At 52.5% G+C, this 22,908-nt stretch carries 18 protein-coding genes and 3 pseudogenes; 13 read left to right on the forward strand and 8 right to left on the reverse strand.

Going from position 1 to position 22,908, the window contains the following annotated elements:
* Window positions 1-20: 20 nt before the first annotated feature.
* From otnC to ltnD, 3 genes are read right to left on the reverse strand one after another with little or no spacing between them, the layout of a single operon-like run.
* Window positions 21-677, reverse strand: a complete 657-nt coding sequence (gene otnC, locus HP572_RS20955; protein ID WP_240584239.1) for a 3-oxo-tetronate 4-phosphate decarboxylase — start codon at window positions 675-677, stop codon at window positions 21-23.
* Window positions 674-1,948: a 3-oxo-tetronate kinase gene (gene otnK / locus HP572_RS20960; RefSeq protein ID WP_240584240.1), complete on the reverse strand. Its 1,275-nt coding sequence runs from the start codon at window positions 1,946-1,948 to the stop codon at window positions 674-676. The genes otnC and otnK overlap by 4 nt, the downstream gene beginning before the upstream one ends.
* Window positions 1,945-2,859, reverse strand: a complete 915-nt coding sequence (ltnD, locus tag HP572_RS20965) for an L-threonate dehydrogenase (protein ID WP_014917036.1) — start codon at window positions 2,857-2,859, stop codon at window positions 1,945-1,947. Before ltnD ends, otnK begins: the two co-directional genes overlap by 4 nt.
* Before the next feature lie 337 nt (window positions 2,860-3,196).
* Here ltnD and ygbI point away from each other — a divergent pair, with 337 nt between their 5' ends.
* The 8 genes and pseudogenes from ygbI (at window position 3,197) to HP572_RS21005 (ending at window position 10,895) form a co-directional block, all read left to right on the forward strand.
* Entirely contained in the window at window positions 3,197-3,958 is a 762-nt protein-coding gene (ygbI, locus tag HP572_RS20970) for a DNA-binding transcriptional repressor YgbI (RefSeq protein ID WP_240585797.1), read from the forward strand.
* 21 nt (window positions 3,959-3,979) lie between these two features.
* Window positions 3,980-4,396 (forward strand): hypothetical protein, encoded by a 417-nt coding sequence (locus tag HP572_RS20975; RefSeq protein WP_371745341.1) that lies wholly within the window; start codon window positions 3,980-3,982, stop codon window positions 4,394-4,396.
* A 484-nt stretch (window positions 4,397-4,880) separates the two neighbouring features.
* Window positions 4,881-6,147, forward strand: a pseudogene (ugpB, locus tag HP572_RS20980) (sn-glycerol-3-phosphate ABC transporter substrate-binding protein UgpB).
* Window positions 6,148-6,219: 72 nt separating this feature from the next.
* Window positions 6,220-7,107 carry a sn-glycerol-3-phosphate ABC transporter permease UgpA gene (gene ugpA, locus HP572_RS20985; protein WP_010303217.1) on the forward strand — a complete coding sequence of 296 codons (888 nt, stop codon included), beginning with the start codon at window positions 6,220-6,222 and terminating at the stop codon, window positions 7,105-7,107.
* A gap of 25 nt (window positions 7,108-7,132) precedes the next feature.
* Window positions 7,133-7,978: a sn-glycerol-3-phosphate ABC transporter permease UgpE gene (gene ugpE, locus HP572_RS20990; RefSeq protein WP_240584242.1), complete on the forward strand. Its 846-nt coding sequence runs from the start codon at window positions 7,133-7,135 to the stop codon at window positions 7,976-7,978.
* A gap of 25 nt (window positions 7,979-8,003) precedes the next feature.
* A complete protein-coding gene (locus HP572_RS20995) occupies window positions 8,004-9,077 on the forward strand; it encodes a sn-glycerol-3-phosphate import ATP-binding protein UgpC (RefSeq protein WP_240584243.1) in 1,074 nt (357 codons plus the stop codon).
* Entirely contained in the window at window positions 9,077-9,826 is a 750-nt protein-coding gene (gene ugpQ, locus HP572_RS21000) for a glycerophosphodiester phosphodiesterase (RefSeq protein ID WP_240584244.1), read from the forward strand. The genes HP572_RS20995 and ugpQ overlap by 1 nt, the downstream gene beginning before the upstream one ends.
* Before the next feature lie 112 nt (window positions 9,827-9,938).
* Window positions 9,939-10,895 carry an AEC family transporter gene (locus HP572_RS21005; RefSeq protein WP_010281591.1) on the forward strand — a complete coding sequence of 319 codons (957 nt, stop codon included), beginning with the start codon at window positions 9,939-9,941 and terminating at the stop codon, window positions 10,893-10,895.
* A 338-nt stretch (window positions 10,896-11,233) separates the two neighbouring features.
* On the opposite strand, the gene HP572_RS21010 is transcribed toward HP572_RS21005, so the two are convergent.
* Window positions 11,234-11,530 carry a hypothetical protein gene (locus tag HP572_RS21010; RefSeq protein ID WP_240584245.1) on the reverse strand — a complete coding sequence of 99 codons (297 nt, stop codon included), beginning with the start codon at window positions 11,528-11,530 and terminating at the stop codon, window positions 11,234-11,236.
* A gap of 194 nt (window positions 11,531-11,724) precedes the next feature.
* Here HP572_RS21010 and HP572_RS21015 point away from each other — a divergent pair, with 194 nt between their 5' ends.
* A complete protein-coding gene (locus HP572_RS21015) occupies window positions 11,725-12,189 on the forward strand; it encodes a tRNA (cytidine(34)-2'-O)-methyltransferase (protein WP_010308737.1) in 465 nt (154 codons plus the stop codon).
* Window positions 12,190-12,199: 10 nt separating this feature from the next.
* Here the strand turns inward: HP572_RS21015 and HP572_RS21020 are convergent, their stop codons facing one another.
* From HP572_RS21020 to cpxR, 4 genes and pseudogenes are all read right to left on the reverse strand, one after another.
* Window positions 12,200-13,000: a DUF3142 domain-containing protein gene (locus HP572_RS21020; protein WP_240584246.1), complete on the reverse strand. Its 801-nt coding sequence runs from the start codon at window positions 12,998-13,000 to the stop codon at window positions 12,200-12,202.
* Window positions 12,970-15,144 carry a hypothetical protein gene (locus HP572_RS21025; RefSeq protein WP_240584247.1) on the reverse strand — a complete coding sequence of 725 codons (2,175 nt, stop codon included), beginning with the start codon at window positions 15,142-15,144 and terminating at the stop codon, window positions 12,970-12,972. Before HP572_RS21025 ends, HP572_RS21020 begins: the two co-directional genes overlap by 31 nt.
* 192 nt (window positions 15,145-15,336) lie before the next feature.
* Window positions 15,337-16,708: pseudogene (cpxA, locus tag HP572_RS21030) on the reverse strand (envelope stress sensor histidine kinase CpxA).
* The gene (gene cpxR / locus HP572_RS21035; protein WP_010281574.1) at window positions 16,705-17,403 is read right to left on the reverse strand and encodes an envelope stress response regulator transcription factor CpxR; all 699 of its coding nucleotides are present in this window, start codon (window positions 17,401-17,403) and stop codon (window positions 16,705-16,707) included. Before cpxR ends, cpxA begins: the two are co-directional and overlap by 4 nt.
* A 153-nt stretch (window positions 17,404-17,556) precedes the next feature.
* Here cpxR and cpxP point away from each other — a divergent pair, with 153 nt between their 5' ends.
* The 4 genes and pseudogenes from cpxP to HP572_RS21055 all read left to right on the forward strand — a co-directional run bounded on the left by cpxP (window position 17,557) and on the right by HP572_RS21055 (window position 22,846).
* On the forward strand, window positions 17,557-18,066 hold the full coding sequence (gene cpxP, locus HP572_RS21040) for a cell-envelope stress modulator CpxP (protein ID WP_205549648.1): 510 nt from the start codon (window positions 17,557-17,559) through the stop codon (window positions 18,064-18,066).
* A gap of 237 nt (window positions 18,067-18,303) precedes the next feature.
* Window positions 18,304-18,484: pseudogene (locus tag HP572_RS21045) on the forward strand (hypothetical protein).
* The gene (locus HP572_RS21050; RefSeq protein ID WP_014917022.1) at window positions 18,481-18,843 is read left to right on the forward strand and encodes a type II toxin-antitoxin system HicB family antitoxin; all 363 of its coding nucleotides are present in this window, start codon (window positions 18,481-18,483) and stop codon (window positions 18,841-18,843) included. The pseudogene HP572_RS21045 and the gene HP572_RS21050 overlap by 4 nt, the downstream one beginning before the upstream one ends.
* A gap of 259 nt (window positions 18,844-19,102) precedes the next feature.
* Window positions 19,103-22,846, forward strand: a complete 3,744-nt coding sequence (locus HP572_RS21055; RefSeq protein WP_240584248.1) for a DUF4132 domain-containing protein — start codon at window positions 19,103-19,105, stop codon at window positions 22,844-22,846.
* The last annotated feature ends 62 nt before the right edge of the window (window positions 22,847-22,908 follow it).

Raw genomic sequence — 22,908 nt, forward strand, 5'->3', positions numbered from 1 at the left:
TCCTCGGTAAAAATGTCTCATCAAGAGAGCTCTGCAATATCGTCAGCGGTGAGGTAGCGAATTTTTCGGTCACCGAGAATAAAAATCAGCTTGGCAGTTTCTTCCAGCTCTTCCATATTGTCCGCCGCCGCACGCAGATCCTTGCCGGTGACGACGGGGCCGTGGTTAGCCAATAAAAATGCCTTGTAACGCGAAGCCAGCTTCGCCAGATCTTCACCGAGTCGGGCATCGCCGGGGCGGTAATAAGGAACGACGGGCACTTTACCGACGCGCATCACCACATAAGGTGTGAACGGCTTGATGGCATCTTGTGTATCCAGCCCTTCCAGACACGAGAGCGCCGTCAGGTAGGTGCTGTGCAGGTGCACGATCGCCTTACAGTCTGGGTCGTTACGGTAAATCGACAGGTGAAAACTGACTTCTTTCGACGGCTTATCCCCGGAGATCCACTCGCCGCTCAGGCTGACTTTGGACAGCCGCTCGGCATCCAGTTCGCCGAGGCAAGAGCCGGTCGGCGTTGCCAGCAGCGTGCCGTCATCCAGTAGCAGCGAGAGGTTGCCCGCGGAACCGGTGGCGTAGCCGCGCTGGAAAAAGGACGCGCCCAGCTTGACCATTTCCGCGCGTGCGCGCTGTTCGCTGTTTAGAGCAGCCTCGGTGCTGTGGTGTTGTTCACTCATGCGGCAAACTCCTTTTGGGCGCGGGCAAAAAAGTCTTCATCGCCGAAATTGCCGGATTTCAACGCCAGCGAGAGCGGATGATTGGTGGAACGCACCCACGGCACGCCGGGAGAAATGGACGGTCCGATATGGAACGCGTGGATGCCCAGCGTTTGCACCACGATGCTGGAGGTTTCACCGCCCGCGATAATGAAGCGCTGGAAGCCGTCCTGCTGAAGCTGGTGGGCGACGGCGGCAAACAGCTTCTCCACCGCCTGACTGCTGGCTTCCGCCCCCCAGCGCTGCTGAATCTGCGCCAGTTCGTCGGGTGACGACGTGGCGTATAGCAGCGGAGCAAGTGCGTCGCCACGGTGTGCTTTTACCCAGTCGGCGAGTTCCTGCACGTAGGCTTGTTGAGCGTCGTCGCTTTCTAAGCAGCGAGCGACGTCAATCGCGCGACCTGCTGCCTGTTTCAGGTAGTGGGCAACCTGCTTGTTGGTCATCACCGAACAGGAGCCGGACAGGATAACGCCTGCGCCGGGCTGCGGCTTGCCCGCCTTGGTTGCGGAACCCGTTTGTGTCGCGGGCTCTGCCCACTGGCGTGCCAGACCAATCGCCAAGCCGGAACCGCCGGTGACCAGCTTCATATCGCGCAGCGCTTCGCCCTGTGTCAGCAGGTGCTGTTCGTTCAGCGTATCCAGCACCACATAGCGTATGCCTTGTTCTTTCAACTGCGCCAGTCGCTGCTTAACGGCCTCTGCGCCCTGATCCATCACGGCATACGGCACTAGCCCGCAGCGTCCGGCTGCCTGCTGTTCCATAACGCGCATCAGGTTGCTGTCCGTCATCGGCGTGACCGGATGGTGACGCATCCCGGATTCAGACAGCAGCTGATCCATCACGAATAAATGTCCCTGATAGACCGTTCTGCCGTTCACTGGCAGCGCCGGAGAGATGATGGTTTGCGTTTCGCCAAGCTGCGCTAACAGTGCATCGGTCACCGGACCAATATTACCTTTCGCGGTGCTGTCGAAGGTGGAGCAATATTTAAAATAGAACTGCTGGCAGCCCTGCTGTTGCAGCCACGCCAGCGCCTTGAGTGAATCCGCTACGGCCTGTTCCGCCGGGCAAGAACGTGACTTCAAGCTAATCACCACGGCTTGCGTGTCGACCTTAAAATCGGACGGCGGTACGCCATTGAGCTGCACGGTCGGCAGCCCGTTGTTGACCAGAAAGCTGGCGATATCCGTGGCACCGGTAAAATCATCGGCGATGACACCTAGCTTGATCATGGTGCCTCCTTCTTTTCCGGCAGCGTAATGCCGTTAAAAATCTTGATGACCGCGCTGTCGTCTTCTTTACCGAATCCGGCGTTGCTGGCGGCGGTAAACATGTTGAATGCGGTGGAGGCCAGCGGCAGCGGGAAATGGAGCGATTTGGCGGTGTCGGTAACCAGCCCCAGATCTTTCACGAAGATATCAACGGCGGATTTTGGCGTGTAGTCACCGTCTACCACATGGCGCATGCGGTTCTCAAACATCCAGGAATTCCCGGCGGCGTTGGTCACCACGTCGTACATGATATCCAGCGGGATATCGGCACGCGCGGCCAGCGCCATCGCTTCTGCGCCGGCGGCGATGTGTACGCCTGCCAACAACTGGTGGATAATTTTAACGGTCGCACCTAACCCGATCTCTTCACCTATGCGGTAGACCTTGCCTGCGACGGCGTCGAGCACGGGTTTCAGTTTCTCAAAAGCCAAATCGGAGCCGGATGCCATTACCGTCATGTCGCCTGCGGCGGCTTTCACTGCACCGCCGGATACCGGTGCATCCAGCATGATGAGCTGATGCTCAGCCAGACGCTGCTCAATATTTTTGGCATCCTGCGCAGAGATCGTGGAAGACACCATGACCACGGTGCCGGGCTTGAGTTTCGCTGCGACCTGCGGCTCACCGAACAGAATCCCATTCACCTGTGCTGCATTGACGACCAGCAGCACGACTGCATCCAGCTTGTCAGCGAAGGCATCAATACGCGTGTCGGCCTGCGCCGCACCCGCCTGGCGTAATCTTTCCAGTGCCTGCGGGTTGATATCGACACCGTATGTCGTCAGGCCAGCGTTGATGCAGGACGCCGCAGCGCCAAAGCCCATGGAACCCAGACCGATAACGGCGACAGCATAATCAGAAGTCTTTTTCATCGTGGTTGCCTTGTTAAAATTAGTGATTTTTTGTTCTCTAGTGTTAAATATAAGGACTATCAGAACAAATTGTGGTGATTTTTATCACATAAATTAACATTGAGATCGTGATGATTCAGTGTAGCTGAACCCCGCTGGGAAGATAATTTCCATTATTATCTTTATATATCAGTCAATTATTTCTATTTTGGCAGCGAGTGGTGAGAAAGGTTGTTATGTCTGGCGTGGTTTATGACGTGAATTTATGATAATTATCGTCATCAAACGGGGTATTTCTCACAATATTTATCAGTCCCCTATTTATCAGACCGGCACAATCAAACAGGGAACGGACAGCGTGATTCCAGTAGAACGTCATCAACAGATTCTGGCGCTGGTCGCCGAGCGCGGCGCAGTAAGCATTAACGAGCTGACCGAACGGCTGGGCGTGTCGCACATGACGGTGCGGCGCGATGTGCAAAAACTGGAGCAGGATGGCCTGCTGCTGAGTGTCTCCGGCGGCGTGCGCTCGCCCGAACGGCTGGCGATTGAGCCGTCGCACCAAGATAAATCGGTGATGTTCAGCCAGCAGAAAGAGGCGATTGGCAAACTGGCGGCGCAGCATATCCCGTTCAACAGCTGCATTTATCTGGATGCGGGCACTACCACGTTATCGCTGGCGCGCGAACTGGCCGAGCGTGACGATCTGCTGATTGTCACCAACGACTTTGTGATTGCTGCTTTTCTGATCGAGTCCAGCCAGTGCCGCATGATCCACACGGGCGGCACGCTGTGCCGGGAAAACCGCTCCTGCATTGGGGAAGCCGTCGCGCAGGCGCTGCGCAACCTGTTTATCGATATTGCCTTTATCTCCGCTTCCTCATGGAGTCTGCGCGGGCTGTCCACGCCGAACGAAGACAAAGTTGTGGTGAAACGTGCGGCTGTCGACGCCAGCAGCAAATGCGTCCTGCTATGTGACACCTCAAAATACGGCCGCATCGCCACCCACCTCGCCACGCCCCTCAACGTATTCGACAGCATCATCACCGACGACGGCCTACCCGCCGCCGCCAAAGATGCGCTAGGTAAAATGGGGGTCGAGGTGCTGGTGGCGGGGTGAGTTATGCGAATGTTTTATAATATGAAAAGAAGAATAAGCATACTGCTAAGTATATCGCTCCTAATTGCCTTGCCGCTTATCTATTACTGGCCTGCAATGGTCATCCTGACGGAAGGGAGTTCTCGCTACACGGAACAGGACGCCCGGCGATATGAAATGCTTACGGACGATATCATTAAAAATTGCCCGCGCATTTCTCCTGTCTATGATTTTGGCTATGCAACGGTTGATGGCCCTGCGTTGGAAGTCAGCAATATTACGTTTCAAAACACCAATGATGCGACAAGCATACGTGGTTATCTAGCGTCGCTTGGTTTTACGCTGAGCTACACAGACACGACGGGTGAGTATTGGAAGTCTACGGATTCAGATAAAACGATACATATAGGAATCATCAACGATCCTAAAACCGTTATCGTTGATGTCATACGAAAATAGCCTTGAGTAGGGTATTCATGCCGTTACTCTAGCTTTTGTTGCGATGGAGGCGGACTAGAAGAACTATTCTGATTACGCTTTTTATTCGCGGCAATTTCATGCAGCGTCAATGGGCTTTCGCCGCTTTCATCTCCTGCCAAGATAGCGTGGTATAAGGAGTTGCGACCAGCACTATCTTGAATATTGGTTTTTAGACCGTTACTCCACTTCTTACGCCGATTGTCGTCCATGTTTAGTGAAAACCTGTAAAATCTATTTACTGTAGGATAAGTGACTTCTTTACTTATGCCTCTCCTTCCCCTGTAACTTTCCCGTCATCTTCTAGTTATTTTTCTGTCATGCGCTCATGTCATGTTTACCTTCGCATAAAAAACGCCGTGATGATGGCGCATTTAATTGATTGCAGGAGACAGGCATGTTCAACAACACAATTCGTAAAACACATGCTATTCGCACCGCCGCGGCGTGCGTGGCATTAGCGCTGATGAGCGCCAGTGCGCAGGCCGCGACAGAAATTCCTTTCTGGCACTCCATGGAAGGCGAATTAGGGAAAGAAGTGAATTCTCTGGCTGACCGTTTTAACAAAGCGCACAGCGATGTAAAAATTGTTCCGGTCTATAAAGGCAACTACGAGCAGAATCTGGCTGCCGGGATTGCGGCCTACCGCGCTGGGAATGCGCCCGCCATTTTGCAGGTCTATGAAGTCGGTACGGCGACCATGATGGCAAGTAAAGCCATCAAGCCTGTCTATGAAGTCTTCAAGGATGCTGGCATTAATTTCGATGAGTCGGTGTTTGTGCCGACTGTCTCCGGTTATTACACCGATGCGAAGAGCGGCCACCTGCTGTCGCAGCCGTTTAACAGCTCCACGCCGGTGCTGTACTACAACAAAGATGCCTTCAAGAAGGCGGGTTTAGATCCAGAACAGCCACCGAAAACCTGGCAGCAAATGGCCGAGTACACCGCGAAACTGCGTGCTGCCGGGATGAAGTGCGGCTACGCCAGCGGCTGGCAGGGCTGGATTCAGATTGAAAACTTCAGCGCCTGGCACGGCTTGCCAGTTGCAAGCAAAAATAACGGCTTTGACGGCACCGATGCCGTGTTGGAATTCAACAAACCAACGCAGGTTAAGCACATCCAGCTGTTGCAGGACATGAACAAGAAGGGTGACTTCACCTATTTCGGGCGCAAGGATGAGCCGACTGAGAAATTCTACAACGGCGACTGTGCTATCACGACGGCCTCTTCCGGTTCGCTGGCGAACATTCGGGAACACGCCAAGTTCAACTACGGTGTTGGCATGATGCCGTATGACGCCGATGCGAAAGGCGCACCGCAGAACGCCATTATCGGCGGAGCCAGCCTGTGGGTGATGGGCGGTAAAGATGCCGCGACCTACAAAGGCGTCGCTGAGTTTATGAAGTTCCTGGCTGACGCCGGAAAATGCCGCTGAATGGCACCAGAAAACCGGTTACCTGCCAATCACTACTGCGGCGTATGAACTGACGCAGAAGCAGGGCTTCTACGAGAAAAATCCTGGTGCGGATATCGCCACGCGTCAGATGCTGAACAAGCCACCGTTGCCGTTCACCAAAGGTCTGCGTTTGGGCAACATGCCGCAAATTCGTACCGTTGTGGATGAAGAATTAGAAAGCGTATGGACAAATAAGAAGACGCCACAACAGGCGTTGGATAGCGCAGTAGAACGCGGTAACGCGCTGCTGCGTCGCTTTGAGCAATCGACGAAGTAATACGCTTCTGTTGAGCAATATCGGGCCGAAGGGAATCGGCCTGTTTCTTTTCTGTTTGCAATGAGTTACCGCATGACATCATCCCGCCCCGTTTTTCGCAGCAGCTGGTTGCCCTACGTGCTGGTGTTGCCCCAACTGCTGATTACCGTAATTTTCTTTATCTGGCCTGCCGGTCAGGCGCTGTGGTATTCGGTGCAGAATCTCGATCCGTTTGGGTTATCCAGCGAATTTGTCGGCATGGAAAACTTCAGACAGCTGTTCAATAACCCTTACTACCTTGATTCGTTTTACACCACGCTGATATTCAGCTTTCTGGTGGCAGGGTTTGGCATGCTGATTTCACTCTTTCTGGCCGCGCTGGTGGACTACGTGATCCGTGCCAGCCGCCTGTATCAGACGTTGATCATCCTGCCGTATGCCGTGGCCCCCGCTGTCGCGGCCGTTCTGTGGATGTTCCTGTTTAACCCCGGTCTGGGGCTGATCACCCACTTTCTCGGACTGCTGGGCTATACGTGGAACCACGCACAGCACAGCGGTCAGGCAATGTTTTTAGTCGTACTGGCGTCGGTCTGGAAACAGATTAGCTATAACTTCCTGTTCTTCCTTGCCGCTCTGCAATCGATCCCCCGTTCTCTGGTGGAAGCGGGCGCGATTGATGGTGCAGGCCCCGTGCGGCGCTTCTTCAATCTGGTGCTGCCGATGATCTCACCGGTGAGCTTCTTCCTGCTGGTAGTCAATTTGGTGTACGCCTTTTTCGATACCTTCCCGATTATCGATGCTGCGACGGCCGGTGGGCCAGTGCAGTCGACAACCACGCTGATCTACAAAATTTATCGTGAGGGCTTCGCAGGGCTGGATCTGTCCAGTTCGGCAGCGCAGTCGGTGGTACTGATGATACTGGTTATCGGGCTGACCGTGATTCAGTTCCGTTTTGTTGAGCGGAAGGTGAATTACCAATGAAGATAAATCTACAAGGTCAATGCCAATGATTGAGAATCGTCGCGGATTAGATATTTTCAGTCACGTCATGCTGATCGTCGGCATTCTCGCCGTACTGTTTCCGCTGTATGTGGGGTTTGTGGCCGCCACGCTGGATAATCAGGAAGTCTTTCAGGCTCCGATGACGCTCATCCCCGGTTCACACCTGTGGGAAAACCTGCGTTATATCTGGCTGCACGGCGCGGGCAACAACACCACGCCGTTTGGACTGATGCTGCTTAACAGCTTCGTGATGGCGCTGGCAATTACGATCGGCAAAATCACTGTATCGATCCTGTCCGCTTACGCCATCGTCTATTTCCGTTTTCCGCTGCGCAACCTGTTCTTCTGGATGATTTTCCTGACGCTGATGCTGCCAGTGGAAGTGCGTATTTTCCCGACGGTAGAAGTGATCGCGCGGCTGGACATGATGGACAGCTACACCGGTTTAACGCTGCCGCTGATGGCCTCGGCGACCGCGACCTTCCTGTTCCGCCAGTTCTTTATGACGCTGCCGGATGAGCTGATGGAAGCGGCGCGTATCGACGGCGCCAGCCCGATGCGTTTCTTCTTCGACATGGTGTTACCGCTGTCGAAGACCAATCTGGCGGCGCTGTTCGTGATCACGTTCATCTACGGCTGGAACCAATACCTGTGGCCGCTGCTGATTATCAGCGATGCCGATCTGGGCACCGCCGTCGCCGGAATTAAAAGCATGATTGCCTCTGGCGATGGGGCCACCCAGTGGAATCAGGTAATGGCGGCCATGCTGCTGACCATGTTGCCCCCGCTGCTGGTCGTGCTACTGATGCAGCGCTGGTTCGTTCGCGGTCTGGTCGACAGCGAAAAATAAATCGAGACGAATTTCGGAAACGCTTATGGCATGTTTAAAACTTCAGGCCGTCACCAAGTCTTACGATGGCAAAACACAGGTTATCCAACCCATCGATCTGGACGTCGCGGACGGCGAGTTCGTGGTGATGGTCGGGCCGTCAGGTTGTGGTAAATCGACGCTGCTGCGTATGGTGGCTGGCCTCGAACGCACCACCAGCGGTGATATCTACATTGATAACCAGCGAGTCACTAATCTGGAACCGAAAGATCGCGGTATTGCGATGGTGTTCCAGAACTATGCGCTTTATCCCCATATGAACGTGTTCGACAATATGGCTTACGGTCTGAAAATCCGTGGCTTCGGCAAGGCGCAGATCCGCGAGCGCGTGGAAGATGCGGCGCGAATTCTGGAACTGATGCCGCTGCTGCAACGCAAACCGCGTGAGCTATCGGGCGGTCAGCGTCAGCGCGTGGCGATGGGACGGGCGATTGTGCGTGAACCAGCGGTGTTTCTGTTTGACGAACCGTTATCGAATCTGGATGCCAAACTGCGCGTACAGATGCGACTCGAATTACAACAGCTGCACCAGCGCCTGAAAACCACCAGCCTGTACGTCACGCACGATCAGGTTGAAGCCATGACGCTGGCGCAGCGCGTCATCGTCATGAACAAAGGGATCGCTGAGCAAATCGGTGCACCGGCTGAGATTTATCGCCGCCCGGCATCGCTGTTTGTGGCCAGCTTTATTGGTTCACCGGCCATGAACCTGTGGTCAGGTCGCATTAGCGATGACGGCTGCCGCTTTGAAATCGATGGCGACATTGCGCTGGCACTGCCTGAACCGAAGCCGCAATGGCGCGGTAAAGCATTGACGCTAGGGGTTCGACCAGAGCATATTCAGCTGGCGACGAGCGAAACCGGCGGTATCCCGTTGCAGATTTCAACACTCGAACTGCTGGGCGCGGACAATTTAGCGCACGGCAAGTGGGGCGGGCAGAACGTAATTGCGCGGCTCTCTTATGAGCACTGCCCCGCGATCGGCTCGACGCTCTGGCTACACTTACCGACGTCATCATGGCACCTGTTTGATTCGCAAAGCGGATTACGGATGGAATAATGGAAACAATCTGGCCTTACCCGAGCATTGTCGCCCATCGCGGCGGCGGTTCACTGGCACCGGAAAACACGCTGGCGGCGATTGATGTCGGTGCCAGCCTCGGTCACAAGATGATCGAATTTGACGCCAAGCTGTCGCAGGACGGCCAGATTTTCCTCTTACACGACGATACACTTGAGCGCACCAGCAACGGCTGGGGCATTGCAGGAGAACTGCCGTGGGACAAGCTGGTCGGGCTGGATGTCGGCGGCTGGTACGGTCATAAATTTGTCGGTGAACGCCTGCCGTTGCTATCGGAAGTGGCAAAACGCTGCGTGCAGTACGGCATGGCGGCCAACATCGAAATTAAACCCACCGCCGGATATGAAACAGAAACCGGGCGAGTGATTGCGCTGGCGGCGCGCCAGCTGTGGGCCGATCATCCGGTTGCACCGCTGCTGTCATCGTTCTCTATTGAAGCTTTGGAAGCGGCGCAGCAAGCGGTGCCGGAACTGCCGCGCGGGCTGCTGCTGGATGAGTGGGAAGAGGACTGGCCGGCGTTAACGCAGCGTCTGGGTTGTGTGTCCATCCATCTGAATCACAAACTGCTGACGGCAGAACGCGTCGCGGCGCTGAAAGCTGCGGGTTTGCGCATTCTGGTTTATACCGTCAACCAACCTGATCGCGCGCAAACTTTGCTGGATTGGGGCGTTGACTGTATCTGTACTGACCGGATAGATTTAATCGGGGCAAATTTCGCGACCGGCTGAGGTTTGCCCTCCTTCCCGTAATAGCGTGCTGCGGCGATATTGATATCGTCGCAATAAAGATAATGCGGCGATCCCCTTTCTGACTTGGTGCCGGTAATAAGGAAGTGGCGTCATGCCCGCATTTATTGTTTCGCTTTGGCACCAGATTTTTCTGTCGTTACCCCTCTTTGTTCTTATCGCACTCGGCTATAGCCTGATTCGCTACGGTAAATGGCCGACTACCGTGACCGACGGCATGACGCGTTTTGTCTTCTCCGTCGCCATGCCCGCCATGCTGTTCCGCCTGATGTCGGATTTTTCTAAACGTCCGGTGGTGGATGCCCGACTTCTGATTGCCTTTTTCGGCGGCTGCCTGCTGGTGTTTGTTCTGGGCCGCATCGTGGCGCGCAAAGTCTTTCATCTCGATGGCGTCTCCGGTTCGCTGTTTGCGCTGAGCGGCATCTTCTCCAATAACGTGATGCTGGGGCTGCCGATTGCCACACTGATGCTGGGCGAAGAGGCGATCCCGTCGGTCGCGCTGGTGGTGGTGTTCAACGGGCTTATTTTGTGGACGCTGGTGACGGTGTCGGTGGAATGGGCACGCAACGGGGCGCTGTCGCTACAGGGCTTTACCAAAACCGCGCTGGGCGTGCTGAAGAATCCGCTGATTATCGGCATTCTGTCCGGGACCTTATTCAGCCTGACGGGCCTGCCGCTGCCGTCGTATGTCGATCAGCCGCTTGCCATGCTGGGGCAGATTGCCGCGCCGCTGTCGCTGGTGGCGCTGGGAATGGGGTTGGCGGAATACCGCGTGCGTGACGGCTGGCAGATCAGCACGGCGATTTGCGTGATCAAGCTGCTGGTACAGCCGCTGGTGATCTGGGGGATCGCTATTGCGCTCGGCCTGCCGGAAATGGAAACGCGAGCGGTCGTGCTGCTGGGGTCGATGGCGGTAGGCGTCAACGTCTATCTGATGTCGCGCCAGTTCGATGTATTGGGCGGCCCGGTGGCATCAAGCCTGCTGCTATCAACGGCGATGGCGGCATTAACCACGCCGTTGATTCTGACGCTGATGGGCGTGCGGTTATAGTCAGCCATGCTTGGCTGAGGAAGTCTGCGGTTAGGCACTCTGTTAGTGTTATGTAATGTTTCGTGCGCGGTAGTTCTCGTGGTTTTCTGCAACCGTTGTCGCATGCGCCCGACACGGTGCGGCTCAATCGCCGCCGCCCCGTGACCCCCGGCTTTTCGCGGGGAATCACGCCGCTTTGCGGTACCTTCGGTGTTCATGCCCGCTACCCGGACCGCCTGTGACGCGCTCCCGGCGCGGCACAGGCTTTCGCGGTGTCCATACCGCTCATCCGGCGGGTCATGCCCACCTCAGCGTAATTCTTTACGCGCGTAAAAAAACCAAAAGAGTAGACCCGTTGATTAGGGGGTCTGTTTAATCGGTGGCGGTGGTGTGGTTCTCTGCGATCGCTCTAAATCTTTCTGTAGCTGCTGTTGGCGCTGTTGCTGCAACTGCTGATTGCGCTGCTGGAGCTGCTGATTCAACTGCTGTTGCTGCAATTTTTGGCTCTGCTGCATATTCTGCTGCAACTGTTTCTGGCTGCTGATGCCGCTCTCAAACTGCTGCTGTTGCGTGGGCGCTTGCGGCGTGTTGGCGCTTGCCAGAAGCGGCAGGCCGAGCAGCACAGCACAGGCCAATAATGTCTTAGGGTGTTTCATTAAACCTCCACACAGGCTGTATACCCGTATCGTGTTTTCATCAGCACATTATCCTGATGTATTTACTTAAGTGTAATCGCTGTGGATGAAAACGTCGTGCAGAGTAATCCGCAATCCTGCGCACAGGTTTTGGGTTGCCCTGTGGGAATGCGTTATACTGTTGCGGAATTTTTCTTCGTGGTTGACGCTATCTCATGTTCCATATCGCGCTCTATGAGCCTCAAATTGCACCGAACACCGGCAATATTATCCGACTGGCGGCCAACAACGGCTGTACGCTTCATTTGATTGAACCGCTGGGGTTTGATTTTGAAGAAAAAAAGCTGCGCCGCGCGGGGCTGGATTATCACGATCTGGCGAACGTCAGCCGTCATAAAAACTATCAAGACTTTCTGGCTGCGGTTCCCGGCAAACGCATCTTCGCCTGTACCACTAAAGGCAGCCGTCCCTACGATCAGCCGACCTACCAGCCGGATGATGTACTGCTGTTTGGATCGGAAACGTCCGGTCTGCCAGATGAGATTCGCAACGGCTTTGAGTCGGATTTCCGTATCCGTATCCCTATGCAGTCTAATAACCGTAGCCTGAATCTGTCGAATGCCGTGGCGATCATCAGCTATGAAGCCTGGCGGCAAAATGGTTTCGGCGGTTGCCTGTAGCTATGGTTTGCTACAGCCTACTGTTGGCGGATTTTTTCAGTGGCGGATTCACCAGAAACACCACTTCCCCGCGATAATACGGTGAAGTGGCAAGGCGCTGCTGCCACTGCGGTTCCCACTTGCCGTGTTGTACCAGACCGACCCGGAAAGGCAGGGTTAGCTTCATCAGCGCGGGCAGGTACTCTGCGTAGTTGGTAATGGTGCTGCGCCCCTGATAGGTCTGCACCACCACTTCATCCAGCTTGCCCTGTAATCGGTTCAACGCCGACACATCACCGGTTTTCGACCAATCGAGCAGCCCCGTAATACTGAGCTGACAATCTTCGGGTAAACGCTCGCGTAATTGCGTCAGAAAGGCGACATAGCCTGCCAACTGATAGCTTTTCGCGTCAAAATCTATCTGAATTCCCGCAACTTGATTCCCCTGACGCTGCCACTTTTCCCGTAATTTTAATATCCGGTTCAGGTGGCGATCGGAAAGCTCCAGCGTGGTCATGCGAAAAGCCAGCCAGACGCGGTTAACGCGCAATTGGCTGGGCGGAATCCCCTGACGTAGGAACACGACTTTACCCTGACGGCGCGCCACTTCACCCTGATGCAGGTACAGCGTCTGTGCCTGATGCAGGATCGGTTGCGGTCTTACCGCCGCCCACAGCCAGAAATCCTGATAGCGCGTAGCATCAACGATGGCAGGCACCGCGTTGGCGGTTGAAGGTGCAACGTTAACGGAAGCGGCCTGCGTACAGAATGAAAACAGGCCGGCCAACACGACTAACGGCGTTACCAGTAATAATCGAGCTTGTCTGCCCACACGCTGCCTTTGTACTTGGTTTTCAGTTGAGTAAACCAGGCTTTGCGGGTCGCCTTGCTGATGTCCTGTGGGCCGCAGTCGTTATAGCCACTCGGCGCATAGCAGTAGACCGCGCGATACAAGGCATAGGTTTTGTCTTCCGGTGGTGCTTTTGGATCGGCAATTACCCGCATATAACCATCCAGACGATTATATTCGGTGCCGACGAACTGCGTTGGCGCGTTGGTGAGTCCGCTCAACATACTGCCTTCACCCCAGTCGAAGCCCACGCTGTTATTGGTGCGCAGGAAAAATTCGCCGAGGCAGTTAATCGAACGAGCGTCATTAGGGCGTTGATTTAGCGTCGTGACCACGTCATTCAGCGCTGGACACTGATAGTCTTCTTCGGTGTCGCTGCCGTCCCAGTCAAATGCCGTCAAATCTTCCTGATTCCAGCTTTGATTTTCGCTGCTGACCAGCGGCGCAATGTCTTTCCTCAACTGAACATCTTTGAGATAGCTGGCGTAATCGCCGTGGGTCAGCGATTTGGTTAACAGCGTATGCAGCGCGATAGCCCGTTCTTCATGGGTTTGCTGCGGGCCCGTTTGTTGACGCAGCAGGTCGGCGTTGGCGCTAACTTTCAGCACGGCGGAACGGAAACGCAGGTTTTTCACCGGGCTGTCGGCGGCAAAGATCCGCTCTGGATGGCCTGCCTTGACCAGCGTTTCTGCCAGCGCCAGTTGCAGGAACTGATTTTGCGTGTACCCCATATTGCGCGTTAGCAGCTGACGCCAGTGCGCTTCTGCCTCATCCCAGCGCTCCAGACGCACCAGCGCCCGACCGCGTAAGACTTGCAGACTGAAACGTACAGTATCGGTCAGATCGTTCGCCTGTGTTGCGGGAACGCTGTTAACCACGGCGGCGTAATCTTTTTGACCATAAAACAGCTGTGCGGCCTGAAGGTAGCTGAACGCGTCCTGCATGTTGTCTTTCTCGAACAGCGGCTTCTGCGCGGTCAGCTCGTCAGCGGATAAGGCGGGTAATGCCAGCCAGCCTTCATCTGAACGCAAGCGCTTGAGATCTTGCACCATCGTCAACGGCGGGCTGCCCGGTGCGCTGGTAAACTGCCGATTTTCCAGCAGCTTGTTGTCGATCTCGTCGCTCAATTCAAGGAGCGCTTCGACGTCGGCGGTGTTATCCAGCTCGTGTTGATACGTTGTCGCTAAGGCATTCACATCGTCCATAATCCAGTAAGCGCGGCGGTACAACCCGTTAGCGGACTCGATGTATTGCCCGTCTGGATACTGTTTCAGATAGTCGCCAATATGCTGAATGGCCAGCTGTGCAGCCGCTTTATCGGCTTTGCTGGCATCAAACATGTTGTATTCATCGAGCGCGTTTTCCATCGCTTTATTGATCGCTACGCGAATCAACATATAGCGCGACGTTTCCGCGACCCACGGCTGTGGTGAAGACGTTAAGGCCTGAAAGCCGCTTTCCGCCTCATCGAAGTGGCCCTGATAAAACGCCAGTGCCGCGAACAGATAATGAGTTAGCGCACCGGCATGTCCTTCGTCTGGCAGGTTTGCAAGACCCTCGTTCAGCGCGTCTTTGGTATACAGCGGGTTGAGGAGATTCACCCGCTGATGTGCCAGCACCGTGCGTTGTTCCTCGGTGAGCTGTGTGTCAGCCAGCAGGACGTCGAAAAACGCTTCCAGCGTGGAAAGCTCGTTGGAAATATGGCGTCCTTCGTTATCGTCAGGCGAAAACGTGGAGATCGTGCCCTGAACGGACAAAGGAAGATTCAGCCGCTTCGCTTTATTCAGCGTCGAGAGGTAAGGCGCATCAGCCGTGACATCCTCTCCTGAGTCAGCAGTCCGAACTCCTTCCGTGGCGGCAATTCCCATGACCCGGTAGGCCGTAAAAGGGTCGATGCGTGAACGTGTTTGGTCGGGTAAAGGATGGGGTAACGGAAGCGACATGCTGTGGAGACGGCTTTGCAGCAACATCAGGTTAGCACGTGTGTCGTTGCCTGGCTGCAAATAGGGCAGGGCGGACATGCCACATTCCGAGTCGGAAAAGCCGCACACTCCATCGCTGGAACTGAATGCCTGACTGCTCATTAACGCGGTCAGTACGCCAGCCAGCAGCGTTACTCCTTTCATGGTTTGTATCCTTCATTCAACACGGGTCTTGCCTGTTTTCGGCATGAGTGGCGATCACTCTACGCAATCGCCTAAAAAACTCAATCCAGTATAACCTTGAGAAGATAAACAGAAAGTGACAGGTGCCCATGTCGGGCACCTGAGAGCGTGTTATAGAAGGAAACTCGGTGGTGGGAAAATGTCTCGCCTGATTTAGCGTTGATGCAGCGGTAGCCAGATGATCAGACGCAATCCGCCCAGTGGACTGTCTTCCGCTTTTACCCAGCCTTTGTGCTGCGTAATGGCGGTTTCCACGATGGCGAGCCCTAAACCGCTGCCGCCAGATTCGCGGTCACGCGCTTCATCCGTACGGTAGAAAGGACGGAAAATCTGTTCGCGATCTTCAGGGCTTACACCGGGGCCATCGTCATCCACTTTGATGGTAATGCCCTGATTATCCACCGAGAAGGCCACTTCGATGTGGTTGTGAGAATAACGCAGCGCGTTGCGCACGATATTTTCCAGTGCACTGTCGAGTGAGGCAGGGTTGCCAAAGAGCGTCCACGGCCCCGGAGGATAGGGCACTTCCAGCGTTTTCCCCATCTGCTCGGCTTCAAAGGCGGCATCGTCTAGCACATTGCCCCACAGTTCATCGGCACGCAGGAACTCACGGGTCAGTTCGTTCTTGTGCTGATTACGTGAGAGCACGCAGCAGATCGTTAATCATGCTGTCGAGCCGCTGTGTTTCCGTCGCGATGCGGTTCAGCTCATTGCCTTCACCCTGACGCCGACGCAGCAGCGCTGTCGCCAGTTGCAAGCGTGTCAGCGGCGTACGCAGCTCGTGAGAGATATCCGACAGCAGACGTTGCTGTGCGGTAACCATCCGCTCCAATGCGCTGACCATCTGGTTAAAGCTGACGCCCGTCGCCTGAAACTCTTGCGGGCCAGACTCCAGCTCAGGGTGCTGGCGTAAATTGCCTTTGGCAACTTCGTCGGCCGCGTGTTTGAGCTTACGTGCGGGTTTTGCCAGACTCCAGGCAAGCCAGAGCAGCAGCGGTGAACTAATCAACATGGTGAAGATCAGCAGCAGCAAAGGACGGTCAAACAGCAGACTAATGAAATCGGACTGCGGACTGCTGGCAGGACGAATCAGGTAAAGCTGGTAGTTGTCATCACCATCGCGGATCGCAAAAGGACCGAGAAGCTCAATGCGACCGTAATTTTTCTTTTGTGGATGATCGGCGTTATCCGACAGCCCGATAAAATTACGCACAATCGGGGTTTCATGCTTCTCTACGCCGAAGATCCGGCCTTCACTGGTGACCAGAAAAAGGCGCTGTCCCGGCGGAGCCCACTTCTCCAACACCCAGAACAGCCGTAGCCACCAGCGCAGATCGTTAGCTGGCGTGTTGGCGAGGTCTGCCTCAATGTGCTGTTCCAGCATGATGCCCTGCCGCTGCTCGTTTTCCAGCAAGGCGGTAAGCTGGCGCGAGTCCAGCTTGGGCACCATCAGAACCAGCATGAGTACCAGCGCCAGCGTTAACCAAAAAATGGCAAAAATACGAGCGGTCAAACTATTGATCATGCAGCCGATACCATCAAATAGCCTCGTCCACGCAGCGTTTTAAACCAAGGCAGACCGTCCTTGCGTTCTGGCAATTTACGGCGCAGGTTCGAGATATGCATATCGATCGCGCGGTCAAACGGTGTCAGCCGTTTCCCCAGCACTTCCTGACTTAAATGTTCGCGTGAAACCACCTGTCCCAGCCGCTGTGCCAGCAAATAGAGCAGCGTGAATTCGGTGCCCGTCAGATCCAGCACGATATCGTCAAAGCTGGCTTCTTGCCGCCCGGGGTTCAGACGCAAGCCATCGACTTCCAGCGTCGGGGCGCTGTTATCACCCGCCTGCTGTTGATCGGTCCAGTTGGAACGGCGGAGAATCGCGCGGATTCGCGCCACCAGTTCCCGGTCGTTAAAGGGCTTCGGCAGATAATCATCGGCACCCAGTTCCAGACCAAGAACGCGGTCTAATTCACTGCCGCGGGCGGTCAGCATAATGACTGGTGTTTGATGCTGCTGTCGTAGTTCTTTTAATGTATCGATACCGTTTTTCTTCGGCATCATCACATCCAGTAATAACAGGTCAATGGTGTTATCTAATACCTGTAACGCCTGCTCGCCGTCGTAGGCGACAACGACGTTAAAACCTTCCATTTCGAGCAATTCTTTCAGTAAAGCGGTTAGCTCTCTATCGTCATCAACCAGCAGAATTTTATTCATGTTTTCTCTACCTCCAAGGGCAAAATACGACATAGATTAGCGCTATTCCATGACTTTACGTAGTTTTACATCCTCTGACGCATGTTTGCAGCAAGATGCGTAGACTCCTGTTCATTGATTCACAAAATGACGTACCGCTCTGGAGAGTTATTGATGCAACAGTTCGCAACCTTATCTCTTGCTTCACTGCTTATGTTAGGCACTTTTACCGCCTTTGCAGCAGAAAGTGGAGACGCCCCGGCGAGCGGCTGGCATATCGATGATTCCGCCACAAAAGGCGCACCCGGCCAGCAAGGTATGTTCGATGGCGTGAGGCTGACTGAGCAACAGCGTCAGCAAATGCGTGATTTGATGCACCAGAGTCGTCAAGACAAACCGGCGTTTAATGCCGAAGATGTTAAAGCCATGCATAAGCTGGTGACGGCAGAAACGTTTGATGAAGCGGCGGTGCGGGCGCAGATAACCCGAATGATGAGTGTGCAGCTTGAGCGTCAGATTCAGATGACCCGAGTGCGCAACCAAATGTATAACCTGCTGACGCCAGCGCAGAAAGAGATATTAGAGCTGAAGCATAAGCAACGCATGAAAGAGATGCAGCAACAGATATCCATGTTTAACCAGATGGCCGCGCCGGCACCAGGTACAACAAGTAATCCCGAGTAGTAGCGCTAGTGTAGTAAGTAGTCTGTAGTAAGCGTAGTGCAGTCCGAGTAGTAATGTGTAGTAGGTACACACCCTGTTTTTCCTTGCCATAGACACCATCCCTGTCTTTTTGCCCTCCATGATGGAGGGCTTTTTTTTGGGATTTTTTAAGGCAGATAGCGTGTTTTGACTTCATCATTTGACTTCATATTGGCGGTGTCTATACTGACTTCAGTAAATGACATCATGGAATCGGTCATGCAGGGAAAAATAGCCAGCCTACGAAAGAAGCAGCGAGAAACGCTGAACCAAATTTTCAAAACACCAGTACTTTCAGGTGTTAAATGGTCGAGTATTGAGTCATCCGTCACCGGATACTGATAAAGGTGCACTGGTTAGCCTGCGTGAATGGCTGGAAAGTATAGGAGTAAAACCATGACGAAAGCACTCAACACACCAAATACGATGGTTGTTTCTGGACAACCGGCCATTATCAGTTACGTACCAGAAATGGGTATGTTTCGTGGTAAGTTTATTGGTTTATCTGGCTACTGTGATTTTGTCGCCGACAGTATTAATGGCTTGAGAAGCGAAGGTGAAATTTCGCTACGCGAATATCTGGAAGACTGTCAGGAAAATGGTATTGAACCTTACGAGCGTGAAGAGAAGGTGAAAACATTCACCCTTCGTTACCCTGAATCATTCGGGGAACGACTGACCATTGCGGCCGCTGAACGTCAAATTTCAGTGAATACGTTTATTGTTGAAACGCTTAGCGAACACCTGAAACAGGCTTGACAATATCCCGCTTCGGCGGGTTTTTTTATCTGAAAATAGCCACGTAATTCTTGATGTTTTCATTAATATTGCGATATTTTCAATCAATTCTATTTTCACCTGAAATTTTGGATAAGATTCAAATAAATTGGATTTATTCACTATATAAATCACAATAATCGGAATTAAAATTTGTAAAAAAAGATGGATTTTGAAATTGAGAATAATCACAAATCATGTTAAAAAATTACTGTTTATCTATACATAACCAGGTGCTGACATGATAAAAAAATTATTCGATCTGTTACCGATTTTTGGTGATAAGAAAGTAACGCCGACGGAAACGTTGCTGCAAGAATCTCTCTTGCCGCTTGCCGAACTTGATAAAACGTTGCCGAAGAAAATATTTCATTATGTCATGACGGGCACTGAATCTGAGGTTCTTTATACCTTAAATCAGTTAGATTCTGATAAAACAATCGTCCTGCTGGACAAGCCGGGGTCGGTTGACTGGTACTATGTTCAAAATAATAGTTTTAATTCCAGTGAATATAATAAAATAATCCGGCAGGCAAGGAATGCGCGTTATAAACTCTATTCCATGGTAGGGCAAGGGTTAACAAACGAACAAACGGTACGTTTTGCGAAAGTATTAGCTGCGGCATGTCAGAATAAAAATATAAAAATAATAACTGACGAAGTACCAAACTGGATGGTTTATTTGCTCTGTGATGCGCTGGCCACTACGTTGAAAAGCACATCGAATGAAAAGCTGAAATTAAAGCACCGTGCTGGCTGGAACGTTCAATTTCTCGCTGAAATGGTTGCCAGTGAGCAGCACGATGAGAAAGGCGAAAATATTTTATTTGCTATTTTTGATCGGAAGGAAATAGGTGAATACTATAGCTCGGAGTTAGAGATTTTCTTTGAACTCCCTGATTTACAATCATATATCGAAAATCATGCACAGTTTATCCGCACGACGCTAGTGGACAAACTTTCTGCACCCGGCCAGGTTCAGTTCCTGAAATATTTATCCGACCGTGAAGCGTTGCGTGTTTTTTTCTCAGATGCCATTGTTAAATTAGCAATGGATCAGAAAAAAACGGTGCGCAGTGAAGCTGAACCGCTGCTGAATACGCTTCCCGCGAATGATGTCAAAGCTCATCTGAGTGATATCCTATTTAACGGCACGCCAAAACAGAGATCTCAGGCTGCCGATCTCTTTGCTCGTCAGGGCGAAAATAAAGATATTTTAGAACAGGCGTTACAGTTAGAAAAAAGTAAGGCAGTGATAAAAAGTATCGAAAGTGCCATTACACGTTTTGACGTTGTTGATACGGCACAGGATATGGCACTCCCTGAATTACCCGAACTCACGTTGCTGGCTGATACGCCGTTGCCTGAAAGTGCAAAAGAGATTCTTGTCGAAAACCTGATTGAGATGGTGGAAACGGCAAGAATAAATGCGGAAAAAGAAATAGAACAAAATAAAACGAATGCGTACAAATACAAATGGGCGCAAGAACATTATGCTAAATTAAAAAAGTTGAGTGCCGAACATTGCCGTGCTTTGGTTGATAAACTTAATCATGGTAATAATAAATTATCTAGTGAAGATATTAGCATCATTAAACATAAAAAGCGTATTAGCAATCTTCCTGAATTTACGTTTTATCATGCCATGAGAGTTATTTTTGGCAACATGCATACGCACTTCAATCTAGTCACTGCTCGAATAGAACATGAAACGCCCACTCATATTATCGCTGGATTGGAACTACGACAAATCGAAGGGGTTTTGCAGGCGCTGGCATGCCCAGAACCTGCACGGATCACCGCCTCGTTATGTTTAGAGTCTTATAACCATGGGTTGAGACTATTTCCTAAACCGGAACAGCTCTGGCCTTTTTTCTCTCAACACCCAGACTATATCGCCGAAGCGTTGGGGCTATTGCCGAATAAGAGCGACAATAGATATCGCCAATTTGAATTGGGTCAGGCCTTTGAGCTGCTTGATAAATTCCCTGTTATCCCCGCGCAGTTTATTCCGCGCATTATGGAACTGGCATTAGGCGAGAACAAAACGTTCCGCGTGAGTGCGCAGAAGTTGCTTGAAAAATTGCCGAACGTGCATGTGAATGCCCAGGAAAGCCTACATTCCGCGAAACAAGAAATCCGTATTACTACGATTGAATGGCTGGCGCGGATAAAACATAAAGACAGCATCGCGCCGCTTTATGCATTGTTAAAAAAAGAGAAGAGAGAAACCGTCCGTGCCGCATTACTAGCGGCGTTAGAGCAGTTTGGTGAGGATATTTCACCGTATTTATCCGAAAAGGTCTTGCGTGACGAAGCGTTGAAAGGACTGAAAGCAAGCCCACCTGCGAGCATGAGCTGGTTTGACTATAACGCGATACCGCCATTGAAATGGGAAAACGGCAAGGCCGTCGATGCCGACATTATCAAATGGTGGATAATTCTGGCGGTGAAATTAAAAATGCCCGCTGGTAACACGTTATTGCAACGCTATGTCGGGTTATTAGCCAAAGAGAGTCAGCATAAGCTGGGCCACTTTATTTTACATGCGTTTATCACGCAGGATGTAAAAAACCCGTCGCTGGAAGACGCGATGTCGGAAGCGCATAAAGATGCGCCCGCACGTTTAAAAACGTATCAGTATTATCTTGAGCGTTACCCTGAGTATTACCAAAAATATGAGCATTACACGCTGGAACAGGCGGCTGAGGAAATAAAGAATGAAGTCCTACGGCGCTATTTAGGTTCTGCCATTGCGGATAAAGGTATGTTGGCGTTGATTGGTCGTATCGAGGGCCATGTTGCTGTCTCCGCATTACGCAATTACACGCGCGACCATTATCAGCGTCGTTCACAAATCGAAGCGATGATCAGCGCGATGGCGATTAGCGACGACCCGCTCATTATCCAATTATTACTCTCACTCTCACGCCGCTACCGTACTGCGGCGATTCAGGAAAAGGCGCGTGAGCTAGTTAAAGAGATTGCCGATCGCAATGGCTGGAGCGCGGATGAGCTGGCTGACCGCACGATCCCGACGGCGGGGTTGGATGAAACGGGCACGCTGGTGCTGGAATACGGCGAGCGGACCTTTACCGCACGCATGGACAACAAACAGAAGTTGGTGCTCCTGAACCCGGAAGGCAAAGAGATCAAAGCTCTGCCTGCAGCGCGCAAAACGGATGATGAAGAGCAGATAAAAGAAGCGAAAAAGCTGTTCTCATCGAGCAAAAAAGAGCTGAAACAGGTGATCGACCTGCAAACCGCGCGTTTGTATGAATCGATGTGTGCTCAGCGCCAATGGTCGAGTGAGGACTGGCAGACTTACATCGTGGCACATCCCGTGATGCGCCCGCTGATTGAGCGCTTGGTGTGGCAAGAAGTGAAGGATGAGAAGGTGCTCAATACCTTCAGGCCAACGGATGACGGCTGCTTAATTAATCTTGAAGACGATGAAGTGGAATTATCGAACGGTTCGGTGATTCAGCTTGCACATGCCGCCATTGTCGATAACGACACGCGTGAAGCCTGGCTCGCGCACTTTAAGGATTATAAAGTGACGTTCTTGTTCTCGCAGATGGTGAACATGCTGCCTGAACTCGATCGTAAATTGGTTGAAATTGAAGACAAAAAAGGATGGTTGACTGATACGTTCACGCTGCGCGGCGTCTTAACCAAGATGGGATATCAGCGTGCGCCAGCGGAAGATGGTGGGTCGTTTAGCCACTATTACAAGCATTTCAGTAGCTTGAATGTGTACGTCAATATTGGGTTTAGCGGTAGCTACGTGCCAGAAGAAAATATTCCGGCGGTCTTGTTTGATTTGAGCTTTGAGAAAAATCAGCAAAATTATTGGGATCGTAACAATCTGGCATTACAGGATGTCCCGCCCATTTTACTGGCAGAAAGCTATGCCGATTACCTGAAAGCCGCAGAAGCCTGTTCGGGATACGATGCCGACTGGGAAAGCAAAACGCCTTGGTAATCCGCTTATGGAGCCAGTACGCCTTGTGCTGGCTTCGTTCATTATTTTGTGGCGAACAGAGA

Origin of the sequence: Pectobacterium sp. PL64 (genome assembly GCF_022477975.1) — a bacterium.
Lineage (GTDB): Bacteria > Pseudomonadota > Gammaproteobacteria > Enterobacterales > Enterobacteriaceae > Pectobacterium > Pectobacterium jejuense.